Annotated in this window: 22 protein-coding genes; 21 read left to right on the top strand and 1 reads right to left on the bottom strand. The window is 70.6% G+C overall.

Annotated features, from left to right (window positions below):
- Nucleotides 1-15: 15 nt before the first annotated feature.
- Entirely contained in the window at nucleotides 16-855 is an 840-nt protein-coding gene (locus AAAZ40_RS09980; RefSeq protein ID WP_476661726.1) for an outer membrane protein assembly factor BamD, read from the bottom strand.
- Between the two features lie 33 nt (nucleotides 856-888).
- Between AAAZ40_RS09980 and AAAZ40_RS09975 the strand changes: the two genes are divergently transcribed.
- From AAAZ40_RS09975 to AAAZ40_RS09875, 21 genes are all read left to right on the top strand, one after another.
- Nucleotides 889-1,926, top strand: coding sequence for an RluA family pseudouridine synthase (locus AAAZ40_RS09975; protein WP_476660223.1), 1,038 nt, complete (start codon nucleotides 889-891; stop codon nucleotides 1,924-1,926).
- Nucleotides 1,923-2,486, top strand: coding sequence for an SMC-Scp complex subunit ScpB (gene scpB / locus AAAZ40_RS09970; RefSeq protein ID WP_476660222.1), 564 nt, complete (start codon nucleotides 1,923-1,925; stop codon nucleotides 2,484-2,486). Before AAAZ40_RS09975 ends, scpB begins: the two co-directional genes overlap by 4 nt.
- The gene (locus tag AAAZ40_RS09965; RefSeq protein ID WP_476660221.1) at nucleotides 2,483-3,781 is read left to right on the top strand and encodes a pseudouridine synthase; all 1,299 of its coding nucleotides are present in this window, start codon (nucleotides 2,483-2,485) and stop codon (nucleotides 3,779-3,781) included. The genes scpB and AAAZ40_RS09965 overlap by 4 nt, the downstream gene beginning before the upstream one ends.
- Before the next feature lie 62 nt (nucleotides 3,782-3,843).
- Nucleotides 3,844-4,269 carry a nucleoside-diphosphate kinase gene (ndk, locus tag AAAZ40_RS09960; protein ID WP_476660220.1) on the top strand — a complete coding sequence of 142 codons (426 nt, stop codon included), beginning with the start codon at nucleotides 3,844-3,846 and terminating at the stop codon, nucleotides 4,267-4,269.
- Between the two features lie 7 nt (nucleotides 4,270-4,276).
- Complete coding sequence (gene rlmN / locus AAAZ40_RS09955) at nucleotides 4,277-5,473, top strand: dual-specificity RNA methyltransferase RlmN (protein WP_476660219.1); 1,197 nt, start codon at nucleotides 4,277-4,279, stop codon at nucleotides 5,471-5,473.
- Nucleotides 5,470-6,294 carry a type IV pilus biogenesis/stability protein PilW gene (pilW, locus tag AAAZ40_RS09950; protein ID WP_476660218.1) on the top strand — a complete coding sequence of 275 codons (825 nt, stop codon included), beginning with the start codon at nucleotides 5,470-5,472 and terminating at the stop codon, nucleotides 6,292-6,294. The genes rlmN and pilW overlap by 4 nt, the downstream gene beginning before the upstream one ends.
- Nucleotides 6,287-7,267: a helix-turn-helix domain-containing protein gene (locus AAAZ40_RS09945; protein WP_476660217.1), complete on the top strand. Its 981-nt coding sequence runs from the start codon at nucleotides 6,287-6,289 to the stop codon at nucleotides 7,265-7,267. The genes pilW and AAAZ40_RS09945 overlap by 8 nt, the downstream gene beginning before the upstream one ends.
- A 51-nt stretch (nucleotides 7,268-7,318) precedes the next feature.
- Entirely contained in the window at nucleotides 7,319-8,554 is a 1,236-nt protein-coding gene (gene ispG, locus AAAZ40_RS09940; protein ID WP_476661725.1) for a flavodoxin-dependent (E)-4-hydroxy-3-methylbut-2-enyl-diphosphate synthase, read from the top strand.
- Nucleotides 8,547-9,842 carry a histidine--tRNA ligase gene (gene hisS, locus AAAZ40_RS09935; protein WP_476660216.1) on the top strand — a complete coding sequence of 432 codons (1,296 nt, stop codon included), beginning with the start codon at nucleotides 8,547-8,549 and terminating at the stop codon, nucleotides 9,840-9,842. The genes ispG and hisS overlap by 8 nt, the downstream gene beginning before the upstream one ends.
- Before the next feature lie 211 nt (nucleotides 9,843-10,053).
- Nucleotides 10,054-10,743, top strand: coding sequence for a YfgM family protein (locus tag AAAZ40_RS09930; RefSeq protein WP_476660215.1), 690 nt, complete (start codon nucleotides 10,054-10,056; stop codon nucleotides 10,741-10,743).
- Between the two features lie 13 nt (nucleotides 10,744-10,756).
- On the top strand, nucleotides 10,757-11,944 hold the full coding sequence (gene bamB / locus AAAZ40_RS09925) for an outer membrane protein assembly factor BamB (RefSeq protein WP_476660214.1): 1,188 nt from the start codon (nucleotides 10,757-10,759) through the stop codon (nucleotides 11,942-11,944).
- Nucleotides 11,941-13,290: a ribosome biogenesis GTPase Der gene (gene der, locus AAAZ40_RS09920; RefSeq protein ID WP_476660213.1), complete on the top strand. Its 1,350-nt coding sequence runs from the start codon at nucleotides 11,941-11,943 to the stop codon at nucleotides 13,288-13,290. The genes bamB and der overlap by 4 nt, the downstream gene beginning before the upstream one ends.
- 81 nt (nucleotides 13,291-13,371) lie before the next feature.
- Nucleotides 13,372-13,617 carry an RNA chaperone Hfq gene (gene hfq / locus AAAZ40_RS09915; RefSeq protein ID WP_045535909.1) on the top strand — a complete coding sequence of 82 codons (246 nt, stop codon included), beginning with the start codon at nucleotides 13,372-13,374 and terminating at the stop codon, nucleotides 13,615-13,617.
- A 121-nt stretch (nucleotides 13,618-13,738) separates the two neighbouring features.
- Entirely contained in the window at nucleotides 13,739-14,851 is a 1,113-nt protein-coding gene (gene hflX / locus AAAZ40_RS09910) for a GTPase HflX (RefSeq protein WP_476661724.1), read from the top strand.
- 76 nt (nucleotides 14,852-14,927) lie between these two features.
- Complete coding sequence (hflK, locus tag AAAZ40_RS09905) at nucleotides 14,928-16,337, top strand: FtsH protease activity modulator HflK (RefSeq protein WP_476660212.1); 1,410 nt, start codon at nucleotides 14,928-14,930, stop codon at nucleotides 16,335-16,337.
- Between the two features lie 20 nt (nucleotides 16,338-16,357).
- Nucleotides 16,358-17,251, top strand: a complete 894-nt coding sequence (gene hflC / locus AAAZ40_RS09900; protein ID WP_476661723.1) for a protease modulator HflC — start codon at nucleotides 16,358-16,360, stop codon at nucleotides 17,249-17,251.
- Nucleotides 17,252-17,325: 74 nt separating this feature from the next.
- Nucleotides 17,326-17,676, top strand: coding sequence for a hypothetical protein (locus AAAZ40_RS09895; protein WP_476660211.1), 351 nt, complete (start codon nucleotides 17,326-17,328; stop codon nucleotides 17,674-17,676).
- Between the two features lie 148 nt (nucleotides 17,677-17,824).
- The gene (locus tag AAAZ40_RS09890) at nucleotides 17,825-19,300 is read left to right on the top strand and encodes a TolC family protein (protein WP_476660210.1); all 1,476 of its coding nucleotides are present in this window, start codon (nucleotides 17,825-17,827) and stop codon (nucleotides 19,298-19,300) included.
- The gene (locus AAAZ40_RS09885) at nucleotides 19,297-19,911 is read left to right on the top strand and encodes a hypothetical protein (RefSeq protein ID WP_476660209.1); all 615 of its coding nucleotides are present in this window, start codon (nucleotides 19,297-19,299) and stop codon (nucleotides 19,909-19,911) included. The genes AAAZ40_RS09890 and AAAZ40_RS09885 overlap by 4 nt, the downstream gene beginning before the upstream one ends.
- Before the next feature lie 2 nt (nucleotides 19,912-19,913).
- Nucleotides 19,914-21,113, top strand: coding sequence for an efflux RND transporter periplasmic adaptor subunit (locus AAAZ40_RS09880; protein WP_476660208.1), 1,200 nt, complete (start codon nucleotides 19,914-19,916; stop codon nucleotides 21,111-21,113).
- Nucleotides 21,114-21,132: 19 nt separating this feature from the next.
- Nucleotides 21,133-24,285, top strand: coding sequence for an efflux RND transporter permease subunit (locus AAAZ40_RS09875; protein WP_476660207.1), 3,153 nt, complete (start codon nucleotides 21,133-21,135; stop codon nucleotides 24,283-24,285).
- Nucleotides 24,286-24,331 lie beyond the last annotated feature (46 nt).

Here is a 24,331-nt window from a genome sequence, read left to right as displayed (position 1 = left end):
GTGCCGCCCTGTGTCTCACCAGAAGCGCCACCAGGACGCAGCGCGTGCGGGTGCCGGGCCTTGGCCCAGGAAGGCGCTCTGGGGAAAGTTGAGCGTGAGCACGCGGCGCGCGTCGGCGGCCAGGTCGGTCATGCCCAGGGCCTGGTAGGCGCGGTATTTGATGAACAGCGCCTCTTCGGCGGCGGGCACGCCCTGGAAGTCGGTCACTGCCACCTGGGCGCGGTTGATGGCTGCCACGTAGGCACCGCGGCTCAGGTAGAAGCGGGCCACGTTGACTTCGGCCTGAGCCAGCGAATTGACGATGTGCGCCAGGCGCAGCTGGGCATCGGGGGCGTAGCGCGACTGGGGGAAGCGATCGACCAGTTCGCGAAAGGCCTCGAACGACTGGCGCGCGGCGCGCTGGTCGCGCTCCGACAGGTCGACGCGGGCCAAGGCACCCAGAAAGCCAAGGTTGTCCTGGAAGTTGACCAGCCCCTTGAGGTAGAGCGCGTAGTCCAGCGCCGGGCTGGTCGGATGCAGGCGCATGAAGCGGTCCAGCGTGGCGATGGCTTGCGCCTGTTCGCCGGCGCGGTAGTGGGCAAAGGCTTTCTCGAGCTGGGCCTGTTGCGCCAGAATGGTGCCGGCAGCGCGGCCTTCGAGCCGCTCGAAGAGCGTGATCGCGCGTTCGAAGTTGCCGCGGTCGCGCTCGGCCACGGCCTCGGCGTGCAGGCGGTTGGGGCTCCAGTCGGCGGTCGGGTCGGCGGTGGGGCCGCTGGCGCAGGCGCTCAGCAGGCTGACCGCAACGGCCAGCGCCGCCAGGGATCGGCCTGCACGGGCCCGCGCCGGAGCGAAAGCGGATAATCGGCTCGAAAACATCGTGTGCATACCTTCGCGTGGCGGAACCAAAGATTGACGAAACCCATTATATCGACGCCGCCGCTCGACGACGAGGCCGACGAAGCCCCCGAGGCGCTCGCGCCCGAATGCCGCCACTGGCTGGCGCAGGCGGGCGAACACGGCCAGCGCATCGACCGGGTGCTGGCGGCGCGCCTGCCCGCGTTTTCGCGCGCGTGGCTGCAAAACCTGATCGGGCAAGGGGCGCTGCAGCTCAATGGCAGCCGGTGCGCCAAGCCGGCGCACAAGGTGCGCGTGGGCGACCGCATCGCGATCGAGCTGCGCCCCACTGCCCAAGCCAGCGCCTTTGTGCCCGAGCCCATGGCGCTGCAGCCGGTGTACGAGGACGCGCACCTGCTGGTGCTCGACAAGCCGGCGGGTTTGGTGGTGCATCCGGCGGCCGGTCACTGGAGCGGCACCTTGCTCAATGGCTTGCTGGCGCACCATGCGGGCGCGGCCACCTTGCCGCGCGCAGGCATCGTGCACCGGCTCGACAAAGACACCAGCGGCCTGATGGTGGTGGCCAAAACGCAGCCCTGCTTCGATGCCTTGGTGCGCCAGATCGCGCTGCGCCAGGTGCACCGGGTCTATCTGGCGCTGGTGCACGGGGCCTGGCGGCACGGGCCGCAACACACGATCGAACAGCCGATCGGGCGCGATCCGCGCCAGCGTCTGCGCATGGCCGTGCTCGGGCCCGAGCATTCGGGCGCCAAGCCGGCCTTGACCCATGTGCGGCCGCTGGCCTTGGGCCGCCAGTGCAGCTTGCTGGGCTGCAAGCTGCACACCGGTCGCACGCATCAGATTCGGGTGCATCTGGCGTGGGCCGGGCACGCGCTGGTGGCCGACACCCTGTATGGCGGCCCGCCGGCGCTGGGTTTGCAGCGCCAGGCTTTGCACGCGCATCAGCTGGCCTTGCGCCACCCGGCGAGCGGGCAGTGGATGTGCTGGCGCAGCGAGGCCCCGCCGGACCTGGTGCAGGCGCTGGTGGCGGCGCAGCTGCAATACAATGACGAATCCTTGTGGTCGCTCGACAGCGAGCCCGCCACCCCATGAACCCTGCCGACCTGCCGCTGTACCTGGAAGCCGTGCTGTTGTGCGCCCTAGAGCCGCTTTCAGAGCCCGAGCTCTGCGCCGCTTTTGAGGGCGAGGTGCAGCCGGCGCAGCTGCAAGCGGCGCTGGCTGATGTGCAGCAGCAGTGGGCGCCGCGTGGTCTCGAGCTGGTGCAGGTGGCCGCCGGCTGGTGTTTCCGCAGTCGCGCCCAAGTGCGGCCCTACCTCGAGCGCCTGCGCCCCGAAAAGCCCCCCAGGTACAGCCGCGCCGTGCTCGAAACGCTGGCGATCGTGGCCTACCGGCAACCGGTTACGCGCGGCGAAATGGAAGACCTGCGCGGCGTGAGCATCCACAGCGGGATCTTGAAGCAGCTCGAAGCGCGCGGCTGGATCGAGGTCGTGGGGCAGCGCCCGAGCGCCGGCCGGCCGGCCTTGTACGCCACCACGCGCCAGTTCTTGCGCGACCTCGCGCTGCCCTCGCTGGCCGCTCTGCCCACGGTGCCAGCGGCCGCCGAGCCGCCGCCCGCTGCCGCGCCCCTACACTTGACCTCACAACCCCAATGAACCCAGCACCCAAACGCCAAGCCCCCTCCGCCCGCCCAGCAGGCCCCAGGGCGCCCGCAGGGCCGCCGCGCCAGCGCGCGGCCGCCGCCGCCGCCCCCCGGCCGGCACGCTCGGGGCCGCCGCGCGCGGTGGCGCCCCTGCCTGAGGCCCAAGTGGCCACGCCAGCCGACGCCGTGGGCTTCGAAGCCGTGGTGTCGGGGGCTTTCGATGCCGACTTGTCCGCTGTGCCCGAGCAGCCCGCGGCGCAGTCCAAGCGGGTGCTCGAGCCCGAGGCCGAAGCGCCCAAGCTGCACAAGGTGCTGGCGCAGGCCGGGCTGGGTTCGCGGCTCGAGATGGAGCGCCTGATCGCCCAAGGCCAGATCTCGGTCAACGGGGAGCCGGCCCACGTCGGGCAGCGCATCCAGATCGGCGACGCGATCCGCGTCAACGGCCGCCTGATCAAGGTGCGCATCGCCCCGCTGCCGCCGCGCGTGCTGGTCTATCACAAACCGGCGGGCGAGGTGGTGACGCACGACGACCCGCAAAACCGCCCCACGGTGTTTCGCCGCCTGCCCCGGCTCTACAGCGGCAAGTGGCAGTCGGTCGGGCGGCTCGACATCAGCACCGAGGGCCTGCTGCTGCTGACCAACTCGGGCGAACTGGCGCACCTGCTGATGCACCCCAGCTTTGGCTTGCAGCGCGAATACGCGGTGCGCGTGCTGGGTGCGCTCAGCCTCGAGGAAAAGCAAAAGCTGCTCGATGGCGTGCTGCTCGACGACGGCCCAGCGCAGTTCCAGACGCTCGAAGACGGCGGCGGCGAAGGGGCCAACTGCTGGTACCGGGTGACGATAGCCGAAGGCCGCAACCGCGAGGTGCGGCGCATGTTCGAGTCGCTCGGGCACGCGGTCAGCCGCCTGATCCGCATCCGCTACGGCGCCGTGACCCTGCCGCGCGGCCTGCGCCGCGGCGTCTGGATGGAGCTCGACGCGCGCGACGTGGCGCGCCTGACCGAGGCCACGGGCATGGACCGCACACTGGAGTCGCGCGCGCGCCAGTTTCAGCCGCCTGCGCCACCCAAGCGCCAGCCGTCGCGGGGCCGCAGCCAGGGGCCGCGCCCGAGTGCGCCCAAATGGGTCGATGGCGCGCCCATGCCGCCCAACACCGGTCGCACCGGGCGCACGGGGCGCCACACCGACCGCAGCAGCGCGCGCGGTGGCCCCAGCCCCGGTGCCGGTCCAAGACCCAGCCCCGGCCTCGGCTCCTCAGGCCCCAGGCGCGGTGCCGCGCGCGGCCCCAAAGCCGGCCCAACGCGCTGAGAGCGGGTTAAAATCCCGCGCTTGCCCCATTTTCACTTCCAAGATTTCATTCAGGACACCCCATGGCCCTCGAGCGCACCCTCTCCATCATCAAACCCGACGCCGTTGCCAAAAACGTGATCGGCCAGATCACCAGCCGCTTCGAAGCCGCTGGGCTCAAGGTCGTGGCGGCCAGGCTGGTGCAGCTTTCGCGCGCCGAGGCCGAGCAGTTCTACGCCGTGCACCGCGCACGCCCGTTCTTCAAGGACCTGGTGGACTTCATGGTCTCCGGCCCGGTGATGATCCAGGTGCTCGAGGGCGAGGGCGCGATCGCCAAAAACCGCGACCTGATGGGCGCCACCGACCCCAAGAAAGCCGCTGCGGGCACCATCCGCGCCGACTTTGCCGACAGCATCGACGCCAACGCCGTGCACGGCTCCGACGGCCCCGAGACCGCCGCCGCCGAAGTGGCGTTCTTCTTCGCTGGCCTCAACGTCTATACCCGCTGACCATGCAATGACGGCCAATTTGCTCGGTTTCGACCTCGACGGGTTGGCCGCCTTTTGCGAGCGGCTGGGGGAAAAGCGCTTTCGCGCCGTGCAACTGCTGCGCTGGATCCATCAGCGCGGCGAGGCGCGCTTTGCCGAGATGAGCGACCTGGCGCGCAGCCTGCGCGACAAGCTGCCCGGGCTGTGCGAAGTGCGTGCGCTGCCGGTGCTGGCGCAGCACGAATCCGCCGACGGCACCATCAAGTGGTTGTTCGACGTCGGCGACGGCAACGCCGTCGAGACCGTTTTCATCCCCGAAGACGGGCGCGGCACGCTGTGCATCTCGAGCCAGGCCGGCTGCGCCGTCGGCTGCCGCTTTTGCAGCACTGGCGCCCAAGGCTTCAGCCGCAACCTGAGCACGGCCGAAATCGTGGCCCAGCTCTGGTTTGCCGAGCATGTTTTGCGCCGCCAATTGGGCCACCAGGGGCACGGTTCGAGCGAGCGCGTGATCAGCAACGTGGTGCTCATGGGCATGGGCGAGCCGCTGCAAAACTACGCCGCGCTGCTGCCGGCGCTGCGCCTGATGCTCGACGACCACGCCTACGGCCTGTCGCGCCGGCGCGTCACGGTCTCGACCTCGGGCGTGGTGCCGATGATCGAGCGCCTGGCCGCCGACTGCCCGGTGGCGCTGGCGGTGTCGCTGCACGCGCCCAGCGACGCACTGCGCGACGATCTGGTGCCGCTGAACCGCAAGTACCCGATCGCCGAACTGCTCGACGCCTGCCTGGCATACCTGCCCCGGGCGCCGCGCGACTTCATCACCTTTGAATACTGCCTGCTCGACGGCGTCAACGACCAGGACGCGCACGCCGAGCAGTTGCTCGCCCTGCTGCAAGGGCACCGCGGGCAAGGCGTGCCGAGCAAGGTCAACCTGATTCCCTTCAATCCCTTCCCCGGCTCTGGCCTGCGCTGCTCCAGCCGGGCCCGGGTGCAGGCGTTTGCGCAGCGGCTCAACGCCGCTGGGCTGGTGACCACGGTGCGCAAGACCCGCGGCGACGACATCGACGCCGCCTGTGGCCAACTGGCCGGCGAGGTGCAAGACCGCACCGGGGCGGCCGAGCGGCTGGCGCGTCCGCGACCAGCCGACGCAGGGCAGGCCGGGCGGGTGCAGACCGACTCGGTCCAGCCCATCGTCTGGCAGCCGCGCAGCGAGGCCCTGCCATGAGCCGCGCCCAGCCCCTGGCGCCTTTGTGGCGTGCCGCGGCCCTGCTGCTGCTGGCGTTCGGCTTGGGCTTGGGTTTGACGGCCTGCGCCAGCCCGGGCGGCACCAACCAGCCGACGGCGCTCACCGTGGGCACCACCGAGCCCACCGAGGCCCAGCGCCGGGCCCAGATCCGGCTCGAGCTGGCCGCCGCCTTTCTGGCAAACAACCAGCCCGCCGTGGCGCTCGAAGAAGCCAACCGCGCCGTGCAAGCCGACCCGAGCCTGGCAGCGGCGCACAACCTGCGCGCGCTGGCGCTGATGCAGCTCAACGAGCCGGTGCTGGCCGAGCAGAGTTTGCAGCAGGCGCTGCGGCTGGCCCCGCGCGACGGCGACAGCTGGCACAACCTGGGCTGGCTGCAGTGCCAGCAGCAGCGCTTTGCCGAGGCCGAGCAATCGTTTGCGCAAGCCCTGCGCGCGCCGGCCTATGCCTCGCCGGGGCGCACCTGGATGGTGCAGGGCATCTGCCAAGCGCGTGCGGGTCAGGCCGCTGTGGCCATCCAGAGCCTGACGCGCGCCTTTGAGCTCGACCCCGCGCAACCGGTCACGCTCTACAACCTGGCGCTGCTGCACCACCAGCGCAACGAGAGCGAGCGCGCCCGCTTCTATCTGCGTCGCTTGAACCAGACCGAGTTTGCCAATGCCGAATCGCTCTGGCTGGCGATCCGCGTCGAAAACCGCCTGCAAAACCGCGAGGCAGCGCAGCAGCTCGCGCGCCAGTTGCTGCGTCGCTTCCCCGATTCGCGGCAGGCCAATGCCTACGAGCGAGGGGCCTTCGATGAGTAGCGAGCCACGCCCGCAGCCATTGCCTGGCTCTGCAGACGCGCACCCGGGGGGTGCAGCGCCCGATCGAGCGGCGCTGACCGTGCGCCAGGTGCGCGAGCGCGCCGGCCTGCGTGTGGAGGCCTTGGCGGCCATGCTCAAGGTGCCGGTGCGCCAGCTCGAAGCGCTCGAGGCCGGGCGCTACGACGAGCTGCCCGACCCTACCTTTGCGCGCGCGCTGGCCGCGAGCGTGTGCCGGGTGCTCAAGGCCGACCCCGGCCCCATTCTGGCCTCCTTGCCTGCCTTGACCCGGGTGCGCCTGGGCGAACCCGAGAACGCCCTGCACACGCCCTTGCCCGGTGCAACGGCCAGCACGGTGCTGGCGCGTGCCGCCAGCGCTCCGATGCAGCGTGTGAGCGCACCCGTGGCGGTGGCCTTGTTCTTGCTCGTGGCAGCGCTCACCCTCTGGTTCCTGCTGCCCCAGCCGGCGCCCGGGCCGGCACGGCCCGGCGCCGAGCCGCAACTGGCTGCTCAGGCCCCTGAAGCGGCCCAGCCCGATGTGCCGGCTGCCACCCCGACGCCTGCGCCTGCGCCAGCGGCCCCACCGGTGCCGCGTCTATCGCCTGTGCCTGTGCCCACACCCACCACCACCCCTGCCCCCACACCCGTCCCCGCAGCCGTCCCCGCAGCCGTCCCCGCAGCCGTCCCCGCAGACCCCACGGCTGCCAGCGCCCCGCTGGCCGCACCGGCCGCCGCGCAGCCCGAGGTCTTGCGCCTGAGCGCCGACCAGACCACCTGGGTGCAAGTCACCGGCGCCTCGGGTCAGGTGCTGTTGCAGCGCAGCCTGCAGCCGGGCGAGTCGGTGGTTTTCAACCACGACCTGCCGCTGCAACTGGTCATCGGCCGCGCCGACGCCGTGCGCGTGAGCGTGCGCGGTGCCCCCGCCGACCTGAACACCGTCAGCCGCAACAACGTCGCGCGCCTGCAAGTGAGGTAAAGCCCTGTGAACCCGAACACCGACCGGCTCTGTGCCGACGTTCCCCCGCCGCTGCCCGAAATCCCGCGCCGCAAAACCCACCAGGGCATCGTGCGCTGGGGCGCGCACCGGGTGGCGCTGGGTGGCGACGCGCCCGTGCGCGTGCAGTCGATGACCAACACCGACACCGCCGACGCCATCGCCACCGCGATCCAGGTCAAGGAACTGGCGCAGGCCGGCTCGGAACTGGTGCGCATCACGGTCAACAACGACGAGGCCGCGCGCGCCGTGCCGCACATCCGCGAGCATCTGGACCGCATGGGCGTGGTGGTGCCGCTGATCGGCGACTTCCACTACAACGGCCACCGCCTGCTGCAAGACTACCCGGACATGGCGCAGGCGCTGTCCAAATTCCGCATCAACCCCGGCAACGTCGGCAAGGGCGACAAAAAAGACAGGCAGTTTGCGCAGATGGTCGAGGCTGCGCTGCGCTGGGACAAGCACATCCGCATCGGCGTCAACTGGGGCAGCCTGGACCAAGAGCTGCTGGCCGATCTGATGGACCAGAACGCGCGCCGTGCCCAACCCTGGTTGCCGCGTCAGGTGATGATCGAAGCGCTCATCAGCTCGGCCCTGCAGTCGGCGCAGCAGGCGCAGGCCATGGGCATGGCGCCGGGCGACATCGTGCTCTCGTGCAAGGTCAGCGGCGTGCAAGACCTGATCGCGGTCTATCAGGAGCTGCATCGGCGCTGCGACTACCCGCTGCACCTGGGCCTGACCGAGGCCGGCATGGGCGTGCGCGGCACCGTGGCCTCGACCGCGGCGCTGGCGGTGTTGCTGCAGCAGGGCATCGGCGACACCATCCGGGTTTCGCTCACGCCGCAGCCGGGCGAGTCGCGCACCCAAGAGGTGGTGGTGGCGCTCGAGATCGTGCAGGCGCTGGGCCTGCGCAACTTCGTCCCCAGCGTCACCGCCTGCCCCGGCTGCGGCCGCACCACCAGCACCGTGTTCCTCGATCTGGCCAAGCAGATCGATGATTACCTGCGCAGCTCCATGCCGCAGTGGCGCGAGCGCTACCCCGGCGTGGAAAACCTCAAGGTGGCGGTGATGGGCTGCATCGTCAACGGCCCCGGCGAGAGCAAGCACGCCGACATCGGCATCAGCCTGCCCGGCACCGGCGAAGCGCCGGCGGCGCCGGTGTACATCGACGGCGAAAAACGCCTGACGCTGCGCGGCGACGGCATCGCGGCCGAGTTTCAGCAGATCGTACAACACTACATCGAACAGCGTTTTTCCTCCCATGCCTGAACTTTTGCGTGCCGTCAAAGGCATGAACGATATTTTTGCGCCCGCTTCCGGCCACTGGGAGTGGCTCGAAGCCCGGGTGCGCGAGCTGATGGCGCGCTACGCCTACCGCAACGTGCGCACGCCGATCGTCGAACCCACGGCGCTGTTCGTGCGCGGCCTGGGCGAAGTCACCGACATCGTCGAAAAAGAGATGTACTCGTTCGAGGACCGGCTCAACGGCGAGCAGCTCACGCTGCGCCCCGAGGCCACCGCCGGCGTGGTGCGCGCGGTGCTGGAGCACAACCAGCTCTACGACGGCCCCAAGCGCCTGTACTACCTCGGGCCGATGTTCAGGCACGAGCGCCCGCAGCGCGGCCGCTACCGCCAGTTTCACCAGGTGGGGGCCGAGGCGCTGGGCTTTGCCGGCCCCGACGTCGATGCCGAGCTCATTGCCATGGCGGCCGACTTGTGGGCCGAGCTGGGCCTGAGCGACATCCGGCTCGAGCTCAACAGCCTGGGCCAGCCGCCCGAGCGCTTGGCACACCGCCAGGCGCTGATCGCCTATCTCGAGCAGCACGCGGCGCAGCTCGACGACGACGCGCGCCGGCGCCTGCACAGCAACCCGTTGCGCGTGCTCGACAGCAAAAACCCAGACCTGCAGGCGCTGATCGAGGCGGCCCCGAAGCTGATCGACTACCTGGGCGCGCAGTCGCTGGCGCACTTCGAGGCCTTGCGCGCGCTGCTCGACGCACTGGGCATCGGCTACCGCATCAACCCGCGCCTGGTGCGCGGGCTCGATTACTACAACCTGAGCGTGTTCGAGTTTGTCACCGACACCCTGGGGGCGCAGGGCACGGTGTGCGCGGGCGGGCGCTACGACGGCCTGCTGGAGCAGATCGGCGGCAAGCCGGCACCCGCCGTGGGCTGGGCGCTGGGCATGGAGCGCATCCTCGAGCTGCTCAAGCTCCAGGGCAAGCTGCCGCCGCCAGCGCGGCCCGACTGCTACGCCGTGGTGCCGCAGCCCGAGGCCATGGCGCAGGTGCTGCCCCTGCTGCGCCAACTGCGCGCGGCCGGGCTGGCGGTGCAGATGCACGCTGCCGGGCCCGAGGGCCTGAGCGGCATGAAGGCGCAGTTCAAGAAAGCCGATGCCAGCGGCGCGCGCTACGCGCTGGTGTTTGGTGCCGCCGAACTCGCCGCCGGCCAGGTGGCGGTCAAGCCGCTGCGCGCCGACGCCCCGGGTGCCCTCACCGAGCAGACCCTGCTGCCGCTGGCCGCAGCCGGGCAGTGGGCGGCGCGCTTGCGCGCCTAGCTGGCAGGCGGGGGCGGGGGCGGGGCGGCAACTGCTGCAGCCAGGTGCGCGCCTGTCGCCTTGTCTGCAGCCCATCTGGAGTGCTGTGCCCGCTGATTGGGCCAGCGCCTACAATCGGCACCCAACAGGGTCGCAAGCCGGCCCAGCCCCGCCGCACCTCAGCGTGCGGCACCGATTTTTTTGCTCGCGCAATTTTTGCAAGCTCACCGCCATGGCGAAAACCTTTGACCCGCACGAAGAAGAACAACTCGACCAGCTCAAGCGCTTCTGGGGCCGGTACGGCAGCCTGATCACCTGGCTGCTGGTGGCCGTGCTGCTGGCCTTTGCCGGCTGGAACGGCTGGAACTACTGGCAGCGCCAGCAGGCCGTGGAGGCGGCGGTGCTGTACCAAACCCTGGATGAAGCCGCCGGTGCCAACGACACCGAGCGCGTGCGCCAGGTCTGGGCCGACATCCAGCAACAGGTGCCGCGCACCGCGCAGGCCCACCACGCCGGCCTGCTGGCCGCCCGCGCCCTGCAGCAAGCCGATGCGCTCGACGACGCGCGCCTGGCGCTGCATTTCGTGCGCGACCACGCCAGCGACCCCGCAGTGGTGGCGGCAGCCCGCCTGCGCTTGGCGGCGCTGGAGCTGCAAGCCGGGCAGCACGAGGCCGCGCTGCAAGCCCTGGGCGCCGACATGCCGCCCGAGTTTGCCGCCCTGGTCGCCGACCGGCGCGGCGACGTGCTGCTGGCCCAAGGCCAAACCGACGCCGCCCGGCAGGCTTATCAGCAGGCCTGGGCAGCGATGGACGAGGCCGTGGATTATCGGCGCGTGATCGAGGCCAAGCTCAATGCCCTGGGCGTCGATCCCACCGCCCCGGCCACGCCGGCTGCCCCGGCGACGCCAGCCGCCCCCCAGTGACGGAGACACCGCAGTGAACCCAAGCACCCCGCTCAAGCCGCAAAACGTCGTGCCCAGCGCCCTCTCTCACCCCCTCGCTCGCCCTTTGGCGGCGGTTGCGCTGGCTGCCGCCCTGGCGCTGAGCCTGGCGGCCTGCTCCTCGGCCCCAGAGCGCCCGACGCCCACGCCGCTGGCCCCGCTGGTGGCGTTGCAGCCCGCCACCCAGGTCTGGAACACGGCCATCGGTGCCGTCGATCCGCTGCTCACCCCGGCCGTGCACGGCCAGACGCTGCTGCTGGCCAACGCCGCCGGCGCCGTGCTGGCGCTCGACGGCGCCAACGGCCAGCTGCGCTGGCGGGTCGAATTGGGGCAACCCCTGTCGGCCGCCGTGGGCTTCGACGGCCAGACGGCGGCGGTGGTGACGCAGGACAACGAGCTGCTGGTGCTCGACAGCCGCGGCGTGCAGTGGCGCGCGCGTCTGCCGGCGCGGGTGCTCACGGCCCCGCTGGTGGCCGGGCAGCGCGTGTTCGTGCTCGCCAACGACCGCAGCGTGCACGCCTTCGACGCCCGCAACGGCGCCCCGCTGTGGCAGCACCGCGGCCGCACCGCCGACGCGCTGGTGCTGCAACAAAGCGGCGTGCTGCTGCCGGTGGGCGACACCTTGGTCGCCGGCCTGGGCGGGCGGCTGGTCGGTTTTGATCCGCTCAATGGCCGCATCCGCTGGGACGCGGCCATCGCCACCCCGCGCGGCGTGAACGAAATCGAGCGCTTGGTCGATCTGGTCGGGCGCAGCGGCCGTGTGGGCGATCAGCTGTGCGTGCGCGCCTTCCAGGCGGCGGTGGGTTGCGTCGATGCCGCCAGCGGCCGCCTGGTCTGGACCCAGCCCGCCGACGGCGCCGTGGGCCTGAGCGCCGACGCCGAGCGTGTCTATGGCGTCGAGCGCAACGGCCGTGTGCTGGCCTGGCGCCGCGACGGCGGTGCGCGCGCCTGGAGCACCGACGCTTTGTTGCACCGCGGCCTCAGCGCCCCCCTGGCCGCAGGGCGCTCGATCGCCGTCGGCGACGCGCAGGGCTTCGTGCACCTGCTGGCGCGCGACGACGGCACCCTGCTCAACCGCCTGAGCACCGACGGTTCGGCCATCGTCGCCGGGCCGCTGCTGCTGGGCAACACCTTGGTGGCGGTGACGCGCAACGGCGGCGTCTACGCCTGGCGGCCCCAATGAAGCCGGTGCTGGCGCTGGTCGGGCGGCCCAATGTCGGCAAGTCCACCCTCTACAACCGCCTGACCAAGACGCGCGACGCCATCGTCGCCGACCTGCCCGGCCTGACGCGCGACCGCCACTACGGCAGCGCGCGGCTGGGCAAGCGCGAGTTCATCGTCATCGACACCGGCGGCTTCGAGCCCCGGGCCGAGGCCGGCATCTACCGCGAAATGGCCAAGCAGACGCGGCAGGCGGTGGCCGAAGCCGACGTGGTGCTGTTCGTGCTCGATGCCCGCGCCGGCCTGAGCGCCCAAGACCACGACATCGCCGACTACCTGCGCAAGCTCGCCAAACCCTGCCTGCTGGTGGCCAACAAGGCCGAAGGCATGCAAGGGCAGGCGCAGTGGAGCGAGTTCTACGAGCTCGGCCTGGGCGAGGTGCTGCCGGTTTCGGCGGCGCACGGGCAGGGCGTGCGCGACATGGTCGAGGCGGCGCTCGACCGGCTGGCCGCAGCCACCCCGGCCGCGCCTGGCGCCGCAGCGCAAGCCGACGCCGACGCCGACGGCGTGATCCGGCTGGCCGTGGCCGGGCGTCCCAACGTCGGCAAATCCACCCTCATCAACGCCTGGCTGGGCGAGGAGCGGCTGGTGGCCTTCGACCAGCCCGGCACCACGCGCGACGCGATCGCGGTGCCGTTCGAGCGCAACGGGCAAAAGTTCGAGCTCATCGACACCGCCGGGCTGCGCCGCAAGGGCCGGGTGTTCGAGGCCGTGGAAAAATTCTCGGTCGTCAAGACGCTGCAGGCGATCGAAGGCGCGCACGTGGTGCTGCTGCTGCTCGACGCCAGCCAGGGCGTGACCGAACAGGACGCGCACATCGCCGGTTTCGCGCTCGACTGTGGCCGTGCGGTGGTGGTGGCGCTCAACAAATGGGACGCCCTCGACAGCTACCAGCGCCAGCAGTTGCAGCGCTCGATCGAGAGCCGCCTGGCTTTCCTGAAGTTTGCCTCGATGCACACCATTTCGGCGCTCAAGCGCCAAGGGCTGGCGCCGCTGTGGCCGGCGATCGCACAGGCCCACGCATCGGCCCACAAAAAAATGCCGACGCCGCTGCTCACACGCATCTTGCAGGAATCGGTGGCCCTGCAAGCGCCCAAGCGCAGTGGCATCTACCGGCCCAAGATGCGCTACGCGCACCAAGGCGGCATGAACCCGCCGGTGGTGGTGATCCACGGCAATTCGCTCGAAGGCGTGTCCGAGAGCTACCGGCGCTTTCTGGAAGGGCGCTTTCGCAAGGCCTTCGACCTGGTCGGCACGCCGCTGCGCATCGAGTTCAAAACCGCGGCCAACCCCTATGCCGAGCAATAAAAACCCCGCGCACACCCCAAGCGCCGTCGGCTGTGGTATCTTCCACGGTTCCGAAACTCTACATTGAACACGGAACATATCGTGAGCAACAACAAAGGCCAACTCTTGCAGGACCCATTTCTGAACCAGCTCCGCCGCGAGCACGTTCCAGTGTCCATCTACCTCATCAACGGCATCAAGCTGCAGGGGCAGATCGAATCCTTTGACCAGTACGTGGTGCTGCTGCGCAACACCGTGACGCAGATGGTCTACAAGCACGCCATTTCCACCATCGTGCCGGGGCGTCCGGTGCAGTTCTCGGCCAGTGCGCCGACCGATGAGGCCTGAAGACCTGGAACCTGTTTCGTTCCTGCCTGCGCCTGCGGCGGCCCCTTCGGGGCCACCCCGCCTGCGCGCTCCTGCCGCCTCCCACCCAAACCAAACCGGCCCCGCCAGCACCCAGCCTGGGGTGATTCTGGTGGGCGTGGACATGGGGCAGCCCCACTTCGACGCCGAACTGCTCGAGCTCAGCGAACTGGCGCGCACGGCTGGCTACCGCGTGCTGGACCGGGTGGTGTGCAAACGCCGCGCCCCAGACCCGGCGCTGTACGTCGGCTCGGGCAAGGCCGACGAGATCAAGGCCTTGGCGCTGGCCCATGGGGCCCAGGAAATCCTGTTCGACCAGGCCCTGAGCCCGGCGCAGCAGCGCAACCTCGAGCGCCACCTCGAACGGGCCGTCAACGACCGCGTGCTGCTGATCCTCGAGATCTTCGCCCAACGCGCGCGCAGCCACGAAGGCAAGTTGCAGGTCGAGCTGGCGCGGCTGCAGTACCTCAGCACCCGGCTGGTGCGGCGCTGGTCGCACCTCGAGCGCCAAAGCGGCGGCATCGGGCTGCGCGGCGGCCCGGGCGAGACCCAGATCGAGCTCGATCGGCGCATGATCGGCGAGGCCATCAAGCGCACGCGCGAGCGCCTCGAGCGCGTCAAGCGCCAGCGCAACACCCAGCGCCGCCAGCGCGACCGCAGCGGCACCTTCAAGGTCTCGCTGGTGGGCTACACCAACGCCGGCAAATCGTCGCTCTTCAATGCGCTGGTCAAGGCGCGCGCCTACGCCGCCGACCAGCTCTTTGCCACCCTCGACACCACCACGCGCCAGCTCTACCTGAGCGAGGCCGGGCGCAGCCTGTCGCTGTCCGACACCGTGGGCTTCATCCGCGACCTGCCGCACGCGCTGGTCAATGCCTTTGCCGCCACCCTGCAAGAGGCCTGCGAAGCCGACCTGCTGCTGCACGTGGTGGATTGCGCCAACCCGGCCCACCTCGAGCAGATCGCCAATGTGCAACAGGTGCTGCACGAGATCGGGGCCGATGGCATCGAGCAGGTGCTGGTCTACAACAAGATCGACGCCTTGGCCCCCGAGCTTTTGCCGCAGCGCAGCGTCGATGCCATGGAACTAGACGGCGTGACCGTGGCTCGAATCTTCCTCAGTGCCCAAACCGGCCAGGGGTTGGACGCCTTGCGCAGCCTGCTGGCGCAGCGCCTGCAGGCGGTCTTGCCGGCCGCTGCGCCGGAAGTGGTTTAATGCGGTGCCCACGCGCAGCGTGTGGCCCGGTTTGGGCACAATAGCGTTTCGTTCGACTCATCAACAGCCACCATCCATGAACAGCCATCCCTTGCCCCTGCGCTCTCCCTGGTGGAGCCGCGTGCGGGGCATGTTCAACCTCAACGACCCGCGTTGGGGCCGCGACGACGACGCCAGACCCGGTGCAGCCGATGGCTCGCGTGACTCCTCCCACCGGCCCGACCCCAACCACGACGACCGCCCCGACGACCGCCGTGGCGACGAGCAGCAGCCCGATCCGCGCCCGTGGCAAGGCCGGCCCAGAGGCCCCAACCAAGGCCCGCCCGACCTGGACGAAATCTGGCGCGACTTCAACCGCAAGCTCAACGGGCTCTTTGGCGGCGGCAAACGCCCTGGCGGCGGTGGCATGGGCTCGGGTGGCGACGGCGGTGGCATGCCGGGTTTCAAGGCCCCCACCCCCAAGGGTGCAGGCGTGGTCGCCGGCATGGTGGGCGGCGTGTTGCTGGTGCTCTGGCTCGGTTCGGGTTTCTTCATCGTGCAAGAGGGCCAGCAAGCCGTGGTGACCCAGTTCGGGCGCTACCACAGCACCGTGGGCGCGGGCTTCAACTGGCGCCTGCCGGCGCCGATCCAGCGCCACGAAACCGTGTTCGTCACCACCATTCGCTCGGTCGATGTCGGGCGCGAGGACATCGTGCCGGCCACCGGCCTGCGCGATTCGGGCATGCTCACGCTCGACGAGAACATCGTCGAGATCCGCTTTGCGGTGCAGTACCGCCTCAACGACGCGCGCGCCTTCCTGTTCAACAGCCGCGACCCCGACAACGCCGTGCTGCGCGCCGCCGAAACCTCGGTGCGCGAAGTGGTCGGCAGCATGACCATGGACCAGGCCCTGGTCGAGGAGCGCGACCAGATCGCGCCGCGCGTGCGCGCCCTGATGCAAAGCCTGCTCGACCGCGCCCAGGTCGGGGTCGAGGTGGTGGCGGTCAACCTGCAACAGGGCGGGGTGCGCCCGCCCGAGCAGGTGCAGGCCGCTTTCGACGACGTGCTGGTGGCTGGCCAGGAGCGCGAACGCGCCCGCAACGAGGCCCAGGCCTACGCCAACGACGTGATCCCACGCGCCCGTGGTGCCGCCGCGCGCCTGATGGAAGAAGCCCAGGGCCACAAGGTGCGCGTGGTGGCACGCGCCAACGGTGATGCCGAACGCTTCCGCCTGGTGCAGGCCGAGCACGCGCGTGCGCCCCAGGTCACGCGCGACCGGCTCTATCTCGAGACCATGCAGGAGGTGTTCAGCAACGTCACCAAGGTGCTGATCGACTCGCGCAACAACAACAACCTGCTGCACCTGCCGCTCGATCGGCTGATCCAGCAAGCCGCTGTGGCGGCCCCGCTGGGCGGTGCGGCGGCGGCGCTGCCCGCTGCCCCGGCTCCGGCACCCGCCGCACCAGCGCCCGACCCGCGCGCCCGTGACGCCCAGCGCGCCCGCTAAAGCGACGACACACTGCCATGATGAACAAAATTGGTCTGATTCTGGTCTCCTTCCTCGTGTTGATCGGGGTGGGGAGTTCGATGCTGTTCGTGGTCGATCAGCGCCAGTTTGGCGTGGTCTATCAGCTCGGTCAAATCCAGCGCGTGGTGGTCGAGCCGGGGCTCAACTTCAAGCTGCCGCCGCCGTTTCAAAACGTGGTCTATATCGACCGGCGCCTGCTCACACTCGAGAGCATCGATACCGAACCCATGCTCACCGCCGAGCGCCAACGGGTGGTGATCGACTGGTTCGTGCGCTGGCGCATCTCCGACCCGTCGGCCTTCATCCGCAACGTCGGCCTCGACGAGCGCGCCGGCGCGGCCCAGCTCAACCGCGTGGTGCGCAACGCCTTCCAGGAGCAGGTGAACCGGCGCACGGTGCGCGAACTGCTCTCGACCCGGCGCGAAGAGGTGATGGCCGACGTCAAGCGCGACGTGCTGGAAGCGGTGCGCGGCGCCGAAAGGCCTTGGGGCATGGACGTGATCGACGTGCGCATCACGCGCGTGGACTACGCCGAGACCATCACGCGCTCGGTGTTCGACCGCATGATCGCCGAGCGCCGCCGCGTGGCCAACGAGCTGCGCGCCACCGGTTTTGCCGAGGGCGAACAGATCCGCGCCGACGCCGACCGCCAGCGCGAGGTGTTGCTGGCCGAGGCCTTCCGCGATGCGCAAAAGCTCAAGGGCCAGGGCGATGCCCAGGCCTCGCGCATCTACAGCGACGCCTTCGGCCGCGACCCGGCCTTCGCCCAGTTCTACCGCAGCCTGGAGGCCTACCGCGCCAGCTTCAGAAACCGCACCGACCTGATGGTGCTGGATCCGAGTTCGGAGTTCTTCCGCGTCATGCGCGGCAACGTGCCGGCGGCTGGGCGCTGAAGCGCGGGCCTGGGCGCAGCTCGAAACACGGGCTTTCGGGCAGCACGCTCGGGCCCTGTTGCTAGAATCCGCTCATGCGTCGCAAACTGGTGCTGTTGGTGGCTGTGTGGGCCTTGCTCTGGCAAGGCGTGGCGGGGGCTGGCTTGCCCGCGCTGGCCAAGGTGTCGGCTGACGCCGTCCACGCCGCCCTGCACTGGAAAGACGTGGGCCACCACCACCACGCCGACGGCAGCATCCACGCCGATGCCAGCCAGGCCTCCTTCGAGCACGTGGCGCTGGACGGTTCGCACGTGGTCGCCACCCCTGTGGCCGCGCCCCAGCTCGCCTTCCCCTTGCCCCTCACCGGGCTGCCGCACTACTGGGCCGATGCCCTGCCCAGCCCCTATTCCGACCCTCTGCGACGACCTCCGCGCAGCCTGAGCTGAGCCGTGCCCGCCAGCGCCTGAGGGCGCGCGGCTGCGCACGCTTCGTCTGGCGCTGTATGCCCCATTCGCCTCCAGGCCCCTTTGCGGGCGTGGGGCCTGCGTGGGCCCAGCCCAGTCCGTTTCAGGCTGTAGTACGCAGAGGTTTTTCATGTTTTGCACGTTCCGCTTGCGGGCGCTCGGTGTGGCCGTCGCCCTGGGTGTGGGTGCGCCGGGGTTGTGGGCGCAGACCGCGACCCTGCCCGCGCCCGCACCCTCTCACCATCCCTCGGGCGCGCCGCTTGCGCGCCATTCCGCCCCACTTGGTGTGGCACCCGTTGCGGCTGCCACCGCTGCGGCGCCCCGCCAGGGCGCAGCCGGTGGGGTCTCCAATCAGGGCGCAGCCGGCGCGGCGCAGGCACCCAGTTGGGCGCAGGCGCTCGAAGCGGCGTGGGCGCGCAGCGCCGAATCAGCCGCTGCTGCCGCTGCCGCGCAGGTGGCCGGGGCCGAGCAAGCGGCCGCCCAGGCGTGGCTGCCGGGCGCGCCGGTGTTCGAAGCCGGTTGGCGCAGCGAGCAGTGGCAGCGCCACGCCGGCGCGCGCGAAACCGAGCTGGGGCTGGCGCTGCCGCTGTGGTTGCCGGGCCAGCGCCAAGCCAGTGTGCAGCAAGCCGCTGCCGCTGCTGCCGTGGCCCAGGCCAGTGCCAGCGCCCAGCGCCTGCAGTTGGCGCAGACGCTGCTCGACGCCGCCGCCGCCGTGCAGCAGCAGCGCCTGGCGCTGGCGTGGCAGGCCAGCGAGGTGCAGACGCTGCGCCTGCTGGCCGCCGATGTGCAGCGGCTGCTGGCAGCGGGTGAGCGCGCGCGCACCGACAGCCTGGCGGCGCAGGCCGAGCTGCTGCAAGCGCAGGCGCTGTTGCAGCACAGCCGCAGCGAGCTGCAGCGGGCCGAGCTGCACTGGCAAAGCCTGACCGGTTTGCACGCCGTTGCGCCGATTGTCGCGCTGGGTGTTCCAGGCGAGGCCACAGACCCAGCCGCTGCCCGCATGGATCCAGCAATCGGTGTGGCAGATGCCGGGGCAGTGACAGGCTCTGGGGCCGCCTTGGCTCCCCCAGCCGCCTTGGCCCAGCACCCGCTGCTGCTCGAAGCCGATGCGCGCAGCCAGTGGGCGCTGCGCCAACTGGCGCTGATCGAGCGCAGCCGCCGCGACGCGCCCGAGCTGCAGGCGCGCTGGGTGCAGCAGACCGAGGCCCGCGGCGCCACGGCCACGCAGAGCCTGGGCCTGACGCTGCGCCTGCCTTTGCACAGCGCCGCCCAGCACCCCCCGCGCCTGCATGCGGCCCAAGGCGCCTACGCCCACGCGCAGGCGCTGCAGCAGCAGCTGGAGCGCCAACTGCAGGCCCAGTGGGCGCAGCAGCAGGCGGCGCTGACCGGCCTGCAAGCGCAGATCGTGCACCAGGCGCAGCGCGCCGAGCAACTGCGCGAGCGCGCCGCCCTGATCGAACAATCCTTTCGCAGCGGCGAAACCGCGCTCGCCGACTGGCTGCGCACCCGCGCCGGTGCTGCCCAAGCCGCAGCCGAGCTGCAAACGCTGCGCCTGCAGCAGCAGGTCGCGCAGGCGCGGCTGCAACTCACTCTAGGAATCCTGCCATGACCCCGATGCACCCACCCACCTCGAGCCGGCACCTGAAACACCGCCTGCTGGCTGCGGCCCTGTGCGCGCTGGCGCTGGGCAGCCACGCCGCCCCCGGTGCCCACGGCCCCGATGGCGAGCACCTCGACGCCCCCGCCGCCGCACTGGCCGGCGCCGCTGCGCGGCCGCGCTTCGAGGCCGCGTCGGAATGGTTTGAAATCGTCGGCCGCCTGAAGGCCGAGGGACTGAGCCTGTACCTGAACCAGTTCCAGAGCAGCGAGCCGGTGTTGCAGGCGCAGTTGCACCTGGAATCGGGGGCGCTGCAAGCCACGGCGGCTTTCAGGCCCGAGCAGGGCGACTACCTGGTGAGCGACGCGGCGCTGCTGCAACTGCTGCGCCAACCGGGCCAGCACGCGCTGGTGCTGACGGTGATCGCCGGCGCGCAGTCCGATCTGCTCGAGGGCAGCCTCAACGTGGCGGCGCCAGCTGCCGGCGGCCACGGCCACGAACACGGCTGGCTGCAAGAGCTGGAACTGCCGCTGGCGCTGGTAGGTGGGGGGCTGCTGCTGGCAAGTGGCGGGATTTGGTTTTTGCGCCGCGGCAAGGCCGTGCGTGCGCGCAAGGGAGGGTGATCATGAACGCATTTTTTCGTGCTGGGATGCACCCACGCGCAGTTGTTGCGCTGTGGCGGTGGGCGCTGGCCTTGGCCTTCCTGGCCGCGGGCAGCGCCTGGGCCGCACCGGGCGCCCATGGCCCCGACGGCGAACACCTCGACGCCCCGGGCGCGGCTGCGCGCACCGACGGCCTGCTGCGCCTGCCCGATGGCAGTGTGCAGGTGCCCATGGCGTCGCAGCGCCTGATGGGCTTGCGCACCGTGCTGGCGCAGCCGACGCAAGTGCCGCAGACCACCGAGCTGCCAGGCCGGGTGGTGCAAGACCCCAACGCCGGCGCGCGTGTGCAAAGCCCGCTGGCCGGGCAGGTCGAAGCCGGGCCGCGCGGTTTTCCGTTGCCCGGCCAGCGCGTGCGCGCCGGCGAGGTGCTGGCCTATGTGCGCCATCTGCCCGACCCGCTGGCGGGCGCCAGCCTGCAGGCGCAACTGGCCGAGCTGCGCGCGGCCCAAAGCGTGGCCGAGCAGCGCTGGCAGCGCCTGAGCCGCCTCGAAGGCTCGGTGCCGCGGCGCGAGATCGAAGCCGCGCAGGCCGAGTGGCACAGCCTGCAGGCGCGACTGCAGGCGCTGAGCGCCGGGCAGCGTGCGCGCGTGGCGTTGCGCGCCCCCGTGGGCGGCGTGATCGCGCGCGCCGAGGCGCTGGCCGGACAGGTGGTGGAGGGGCGCGAGGTGCTGTTCGAGATCGTCGATCCGAGGCGTTTGCTGGTCGAGGCCAGCACGGCCGAGGTGGCGCTGGGTCAGCGCATCGCCGCCGCCACGCTGGCCGGCGTGCCCGGTGTGCGCCTCGAGCCGCTGGGCAGTGGCGCCGCGCTGCGCGACGGCCTTCTGCCGCTGCTGTTTCGCGCCCGCCTGAGCCCGACCGGTGCCGGCACGGCGCCAGCCGCCACCACAGCCGCCGCGCACCTGCCGCTGGCGCTGGGCCAGCCGGTGACCGTGATCGTGCAGCGCACCGACACCCTGCAAGGCTTTGTGCTGCCGGCCGAGGCGATCGTGCGCAACCCGGCCAACCAGCCGGTGCTGTGGATCAAGTCGGGCGCCGAGCGCTACATCCCGCAGCCGGTGCAGTTCCGTGCGCTCGACGCCGGCACCGTGGTGGTGCACGCCGGGTTGGGCGCCGACAACCGGGTGGTGGTGCGTGGCGCGGCGCTGCTGGCGCAAATCCGCTGACGCCACGCAAAGGACTGTCATGTTCAATTGGATCGTACGCCACAGCCTGAACAACCGGCTGTTTGTGCTGGTTTTTGCAGCCATTTTGCTGGTCTATGGGGCCCTCACCGCCTGGCGCATGCCGGTCGATGTGTTCCCGGACCTGAACAAGCCGCAGGTCACGGTGCTCACCGAAGCCGGCGGCATGGCGCCGGAGGAGGTCGAGCAACTGGTCACGGTGCCGATCGAAACCGCGCTCAACGGCATGCCCGGCGTGACGCGGGTGCGCTCGGTCTCGGGCATCGGCCTGTCGATCGTCTATGCCGAGTTTGACTGGGGTACCGACGTGTTTCGCAACCGCCAGCAGGTCGCCGAGCGGCTGGCGTGGGTGCGCGCGCAACTGCCAGCCGGGATCAGCCCGACCATGGGGCCGGTGTCGTCGATCATGGGCGAGGTCATGCTGCTGGCGCTGCCCTTGCAAGCGCAGGCCGCAGGCAGCGCCGATGCCGCAGCGCTGGCGGCCATGGAGGCGCGCGCATACGCCGACACCGTGCTGCGCCCGCGCCTGCTGTCGATCGCCGGCGTGTCGCAGGTGATCCCCATCGGCGGCGAAGTGCGCCAGTTGCGCGTCGAGCCCGACCCGCAGCGCATGGCGCAGTTTGGTGTCACGCTGACGCAAATCGAGGCCGCGCTGGCCGGCTTTGCCAGCAACGCCGGCGGCGGTTTCATCGACCGCAACAGCCGCGAGTACATGATCCGCCACATCGGACGCACCAGCCGCATCCAGGATTTGCAGGGGCTGGCGGTGGCCTGGCGCGAGGGGCGCCCGATCCTGCTGCAGCAAGTGGCCAAGGTGCGCTTTGCCGCCGGCATGAAGCGCGGCGACGCCGGCTTCAACGGCGCCCCGGCGGTGGTGTTGAGCATCCAGAAACAGCCCGGCGCCGACACGCTGCGCCTGAACGCGCAGATCGAGGCCGCGCTGCACGAGCTCGAGGCCGGACGCCCGGCCGGGCTGGCCGCGCCGCAGGTGCTGTTCAGGCAGGCCGACTTCATCCAGGCGGCCACCGGCAACGTGGCCGAGGCGCTGCGCGACGGCGCCATCATGGTGGCGATCGTGCTCTTTGCCTTTTTGCTCTCGGCGCGCACGACGCTGATCTCGCTTACCGCCATACCGCTGTCGCTGGCGGCCACGGCGCTGGTGTTTCACTGGCTCGGGCAGACCATCAACGTGATGACGCTGGGCGGCATCGCCATCGCCATCGGCGAACTGGTCGATGACGCGGTGGTGGATGTGGAAAACACCTTGCGCCGCCTGAAGCAAAACCGCTTGCTGGCGCAGCCGCAGCCGGTGATCGAGGTCGTGCGCCAGGCCAGCATCGAGGTGCGCACCGGCATCGTCTATGCCACGCTGATCGTGGTGCTGGTGTTCGTGCCGCTGTTTGCGCTGCCGGGCATCGAGGGGCGGCTGTTTGCGCCGCTGGGTGTCGCGTACATCGTCTCGATTCTGGCTTCGATGGCGGTGGCCATGACCGTCACGCCGGTGCTGTGCCACTGCCTGCTGCCGCGCATGAAGCGGCTGACGCACGGCGACAGCCCGCTGGTGGCGCGCCTCAAGCGCGGGGACGAGCGCTTGCTGCGCTGGTCTTTTGGGCGCACGCGCCTGCTGCTGGGGGCGGCCTTGGTGGCGGTGGCGCTGGCGGCGGCGAGCGTGCCGTTTTTTCCGCGCGCCTTCCTGCCGGCCTTCAACGAGGGCTCGCTGACGCTGGGGCTGCTGATGCAGCCCGGCACCTCGCTCGAGGAATCGAACCGCATCGGGGCGCTGGCCGAGACCCTGATCCTGCAGGTGCCCGAGGTCACGCACGTGGGGCGGCGCACTGGCCGCGCCGAGCTCGACGAGCACGCCGAGGGGGTGCACGCGGCCGAGATCGACGTCGGGCTGGCGGCCAGCGCGCGCGACCGCGAGGCCGTGATGGCCGACCTCCGCGAGCGCCTGGCGCAGCTGCCGGTGCAGGTGGCGGTGGGGCAGCCGATCTCGCACCGGCTCGACCACCTGCTGGCCGGGGTGCGGGCGCAGATCGCGATCAAGGTCTTTGGCGACGACACCGACACCCTGCGCGGCCTGGCGGCGCAACTGCGTCAGGAGCTGGAGGCGGTGCCGGGGCTGGTGGATCTGAGCGTCGAAAAACAGGTGCTGATCCCGCAGATCACGCTGCGCATCGACCACCAGCGGCTGGCGCAGACCGGCCTGTCGCCGGGTGAGGCGGTGCGCGTGCTGCAAGCGCTCACCGACGGCGCGCACGGGGCCGTGATCGTCGATGGGCCGCGGCGCTTCGAGCTGGTGCTGCGCCTGCCCGACGGCGCGCGCAGCCCGCAAGACCTCGAGCGCCTGCTGATCGACACGCCCGCGGGCAGCGTGCCGGTGTCGGCCTTTGCCACAGTGGAGGTGGGCGACGGCCCGAACCAGATCGGGCGCGAGAACGGCCAGCGGCGCATCGTGGTCTATGCCAACACCGACGGCTCCGACATGGCGCGCATCATCGCCGACGTGCGCGGCGTGATCGCGGGCAGTGCGCTGCCGCCGGGGGCCTTCATCACGCTCGAGGGCCAGTTCCAGGCGCAGGAGCAGGCCACGCGGCTGATCGCCGGTTTGTCGCTGCTGTCGCTGCTGCTGGTTTTCATGGTGCTGTACTCGCGCTACCAATCGGCCCTGCTCACCGGCATCATCATGCTCAACATCCCGCTGGCCCTGATCGGTTCGGTGCTGGCGATGTGGATCGCGGGCGTGGCGCTCTCGGTGGCGTCGATGGTGGGCTTCATCACCCTGGCCGGCATCGCCAGCCGCAACGGCGTGCTCAAGATCAGCCACTACATCAACCTGTGCAAGTTCGAGGGCGAACGCTTTGGGCCCGAGATGGTGGTGCGCGGCTCGCTCGAGCGCCTCACGCCGGTGCTGATGACGGCGCTGGTGGCGGCCTTTGCGCTCACGCCCCTGCTGCTGGCGGCCGATGCGCCGGGCAAGGAGATCCTGCACCCGGTGGCGGTGGTGATCTTTGGCGGGCTGGTGAGTTCGACCCTGCTCGACACCCTGCTCACGCCGGTGCTGTACCTGCGCTACGGGCGCGAAGCCACCGAGCGCCTGGTCAACGAGACCGACACCAGCCGCGCCGATGCGGCGGTGCAGGAGTCGTATTGAACCCAGGCCCGGCCGCAGCCTGCCTTGATTCACAATCGCGTCGTGA

The sequence above is a fragment of the Serpentinimonas sp. SMBJO2 genome (assembly GCF_056341105.1).
This window is presented reverse-complemented; position numbering and strand designations above follow the sequence as displayed.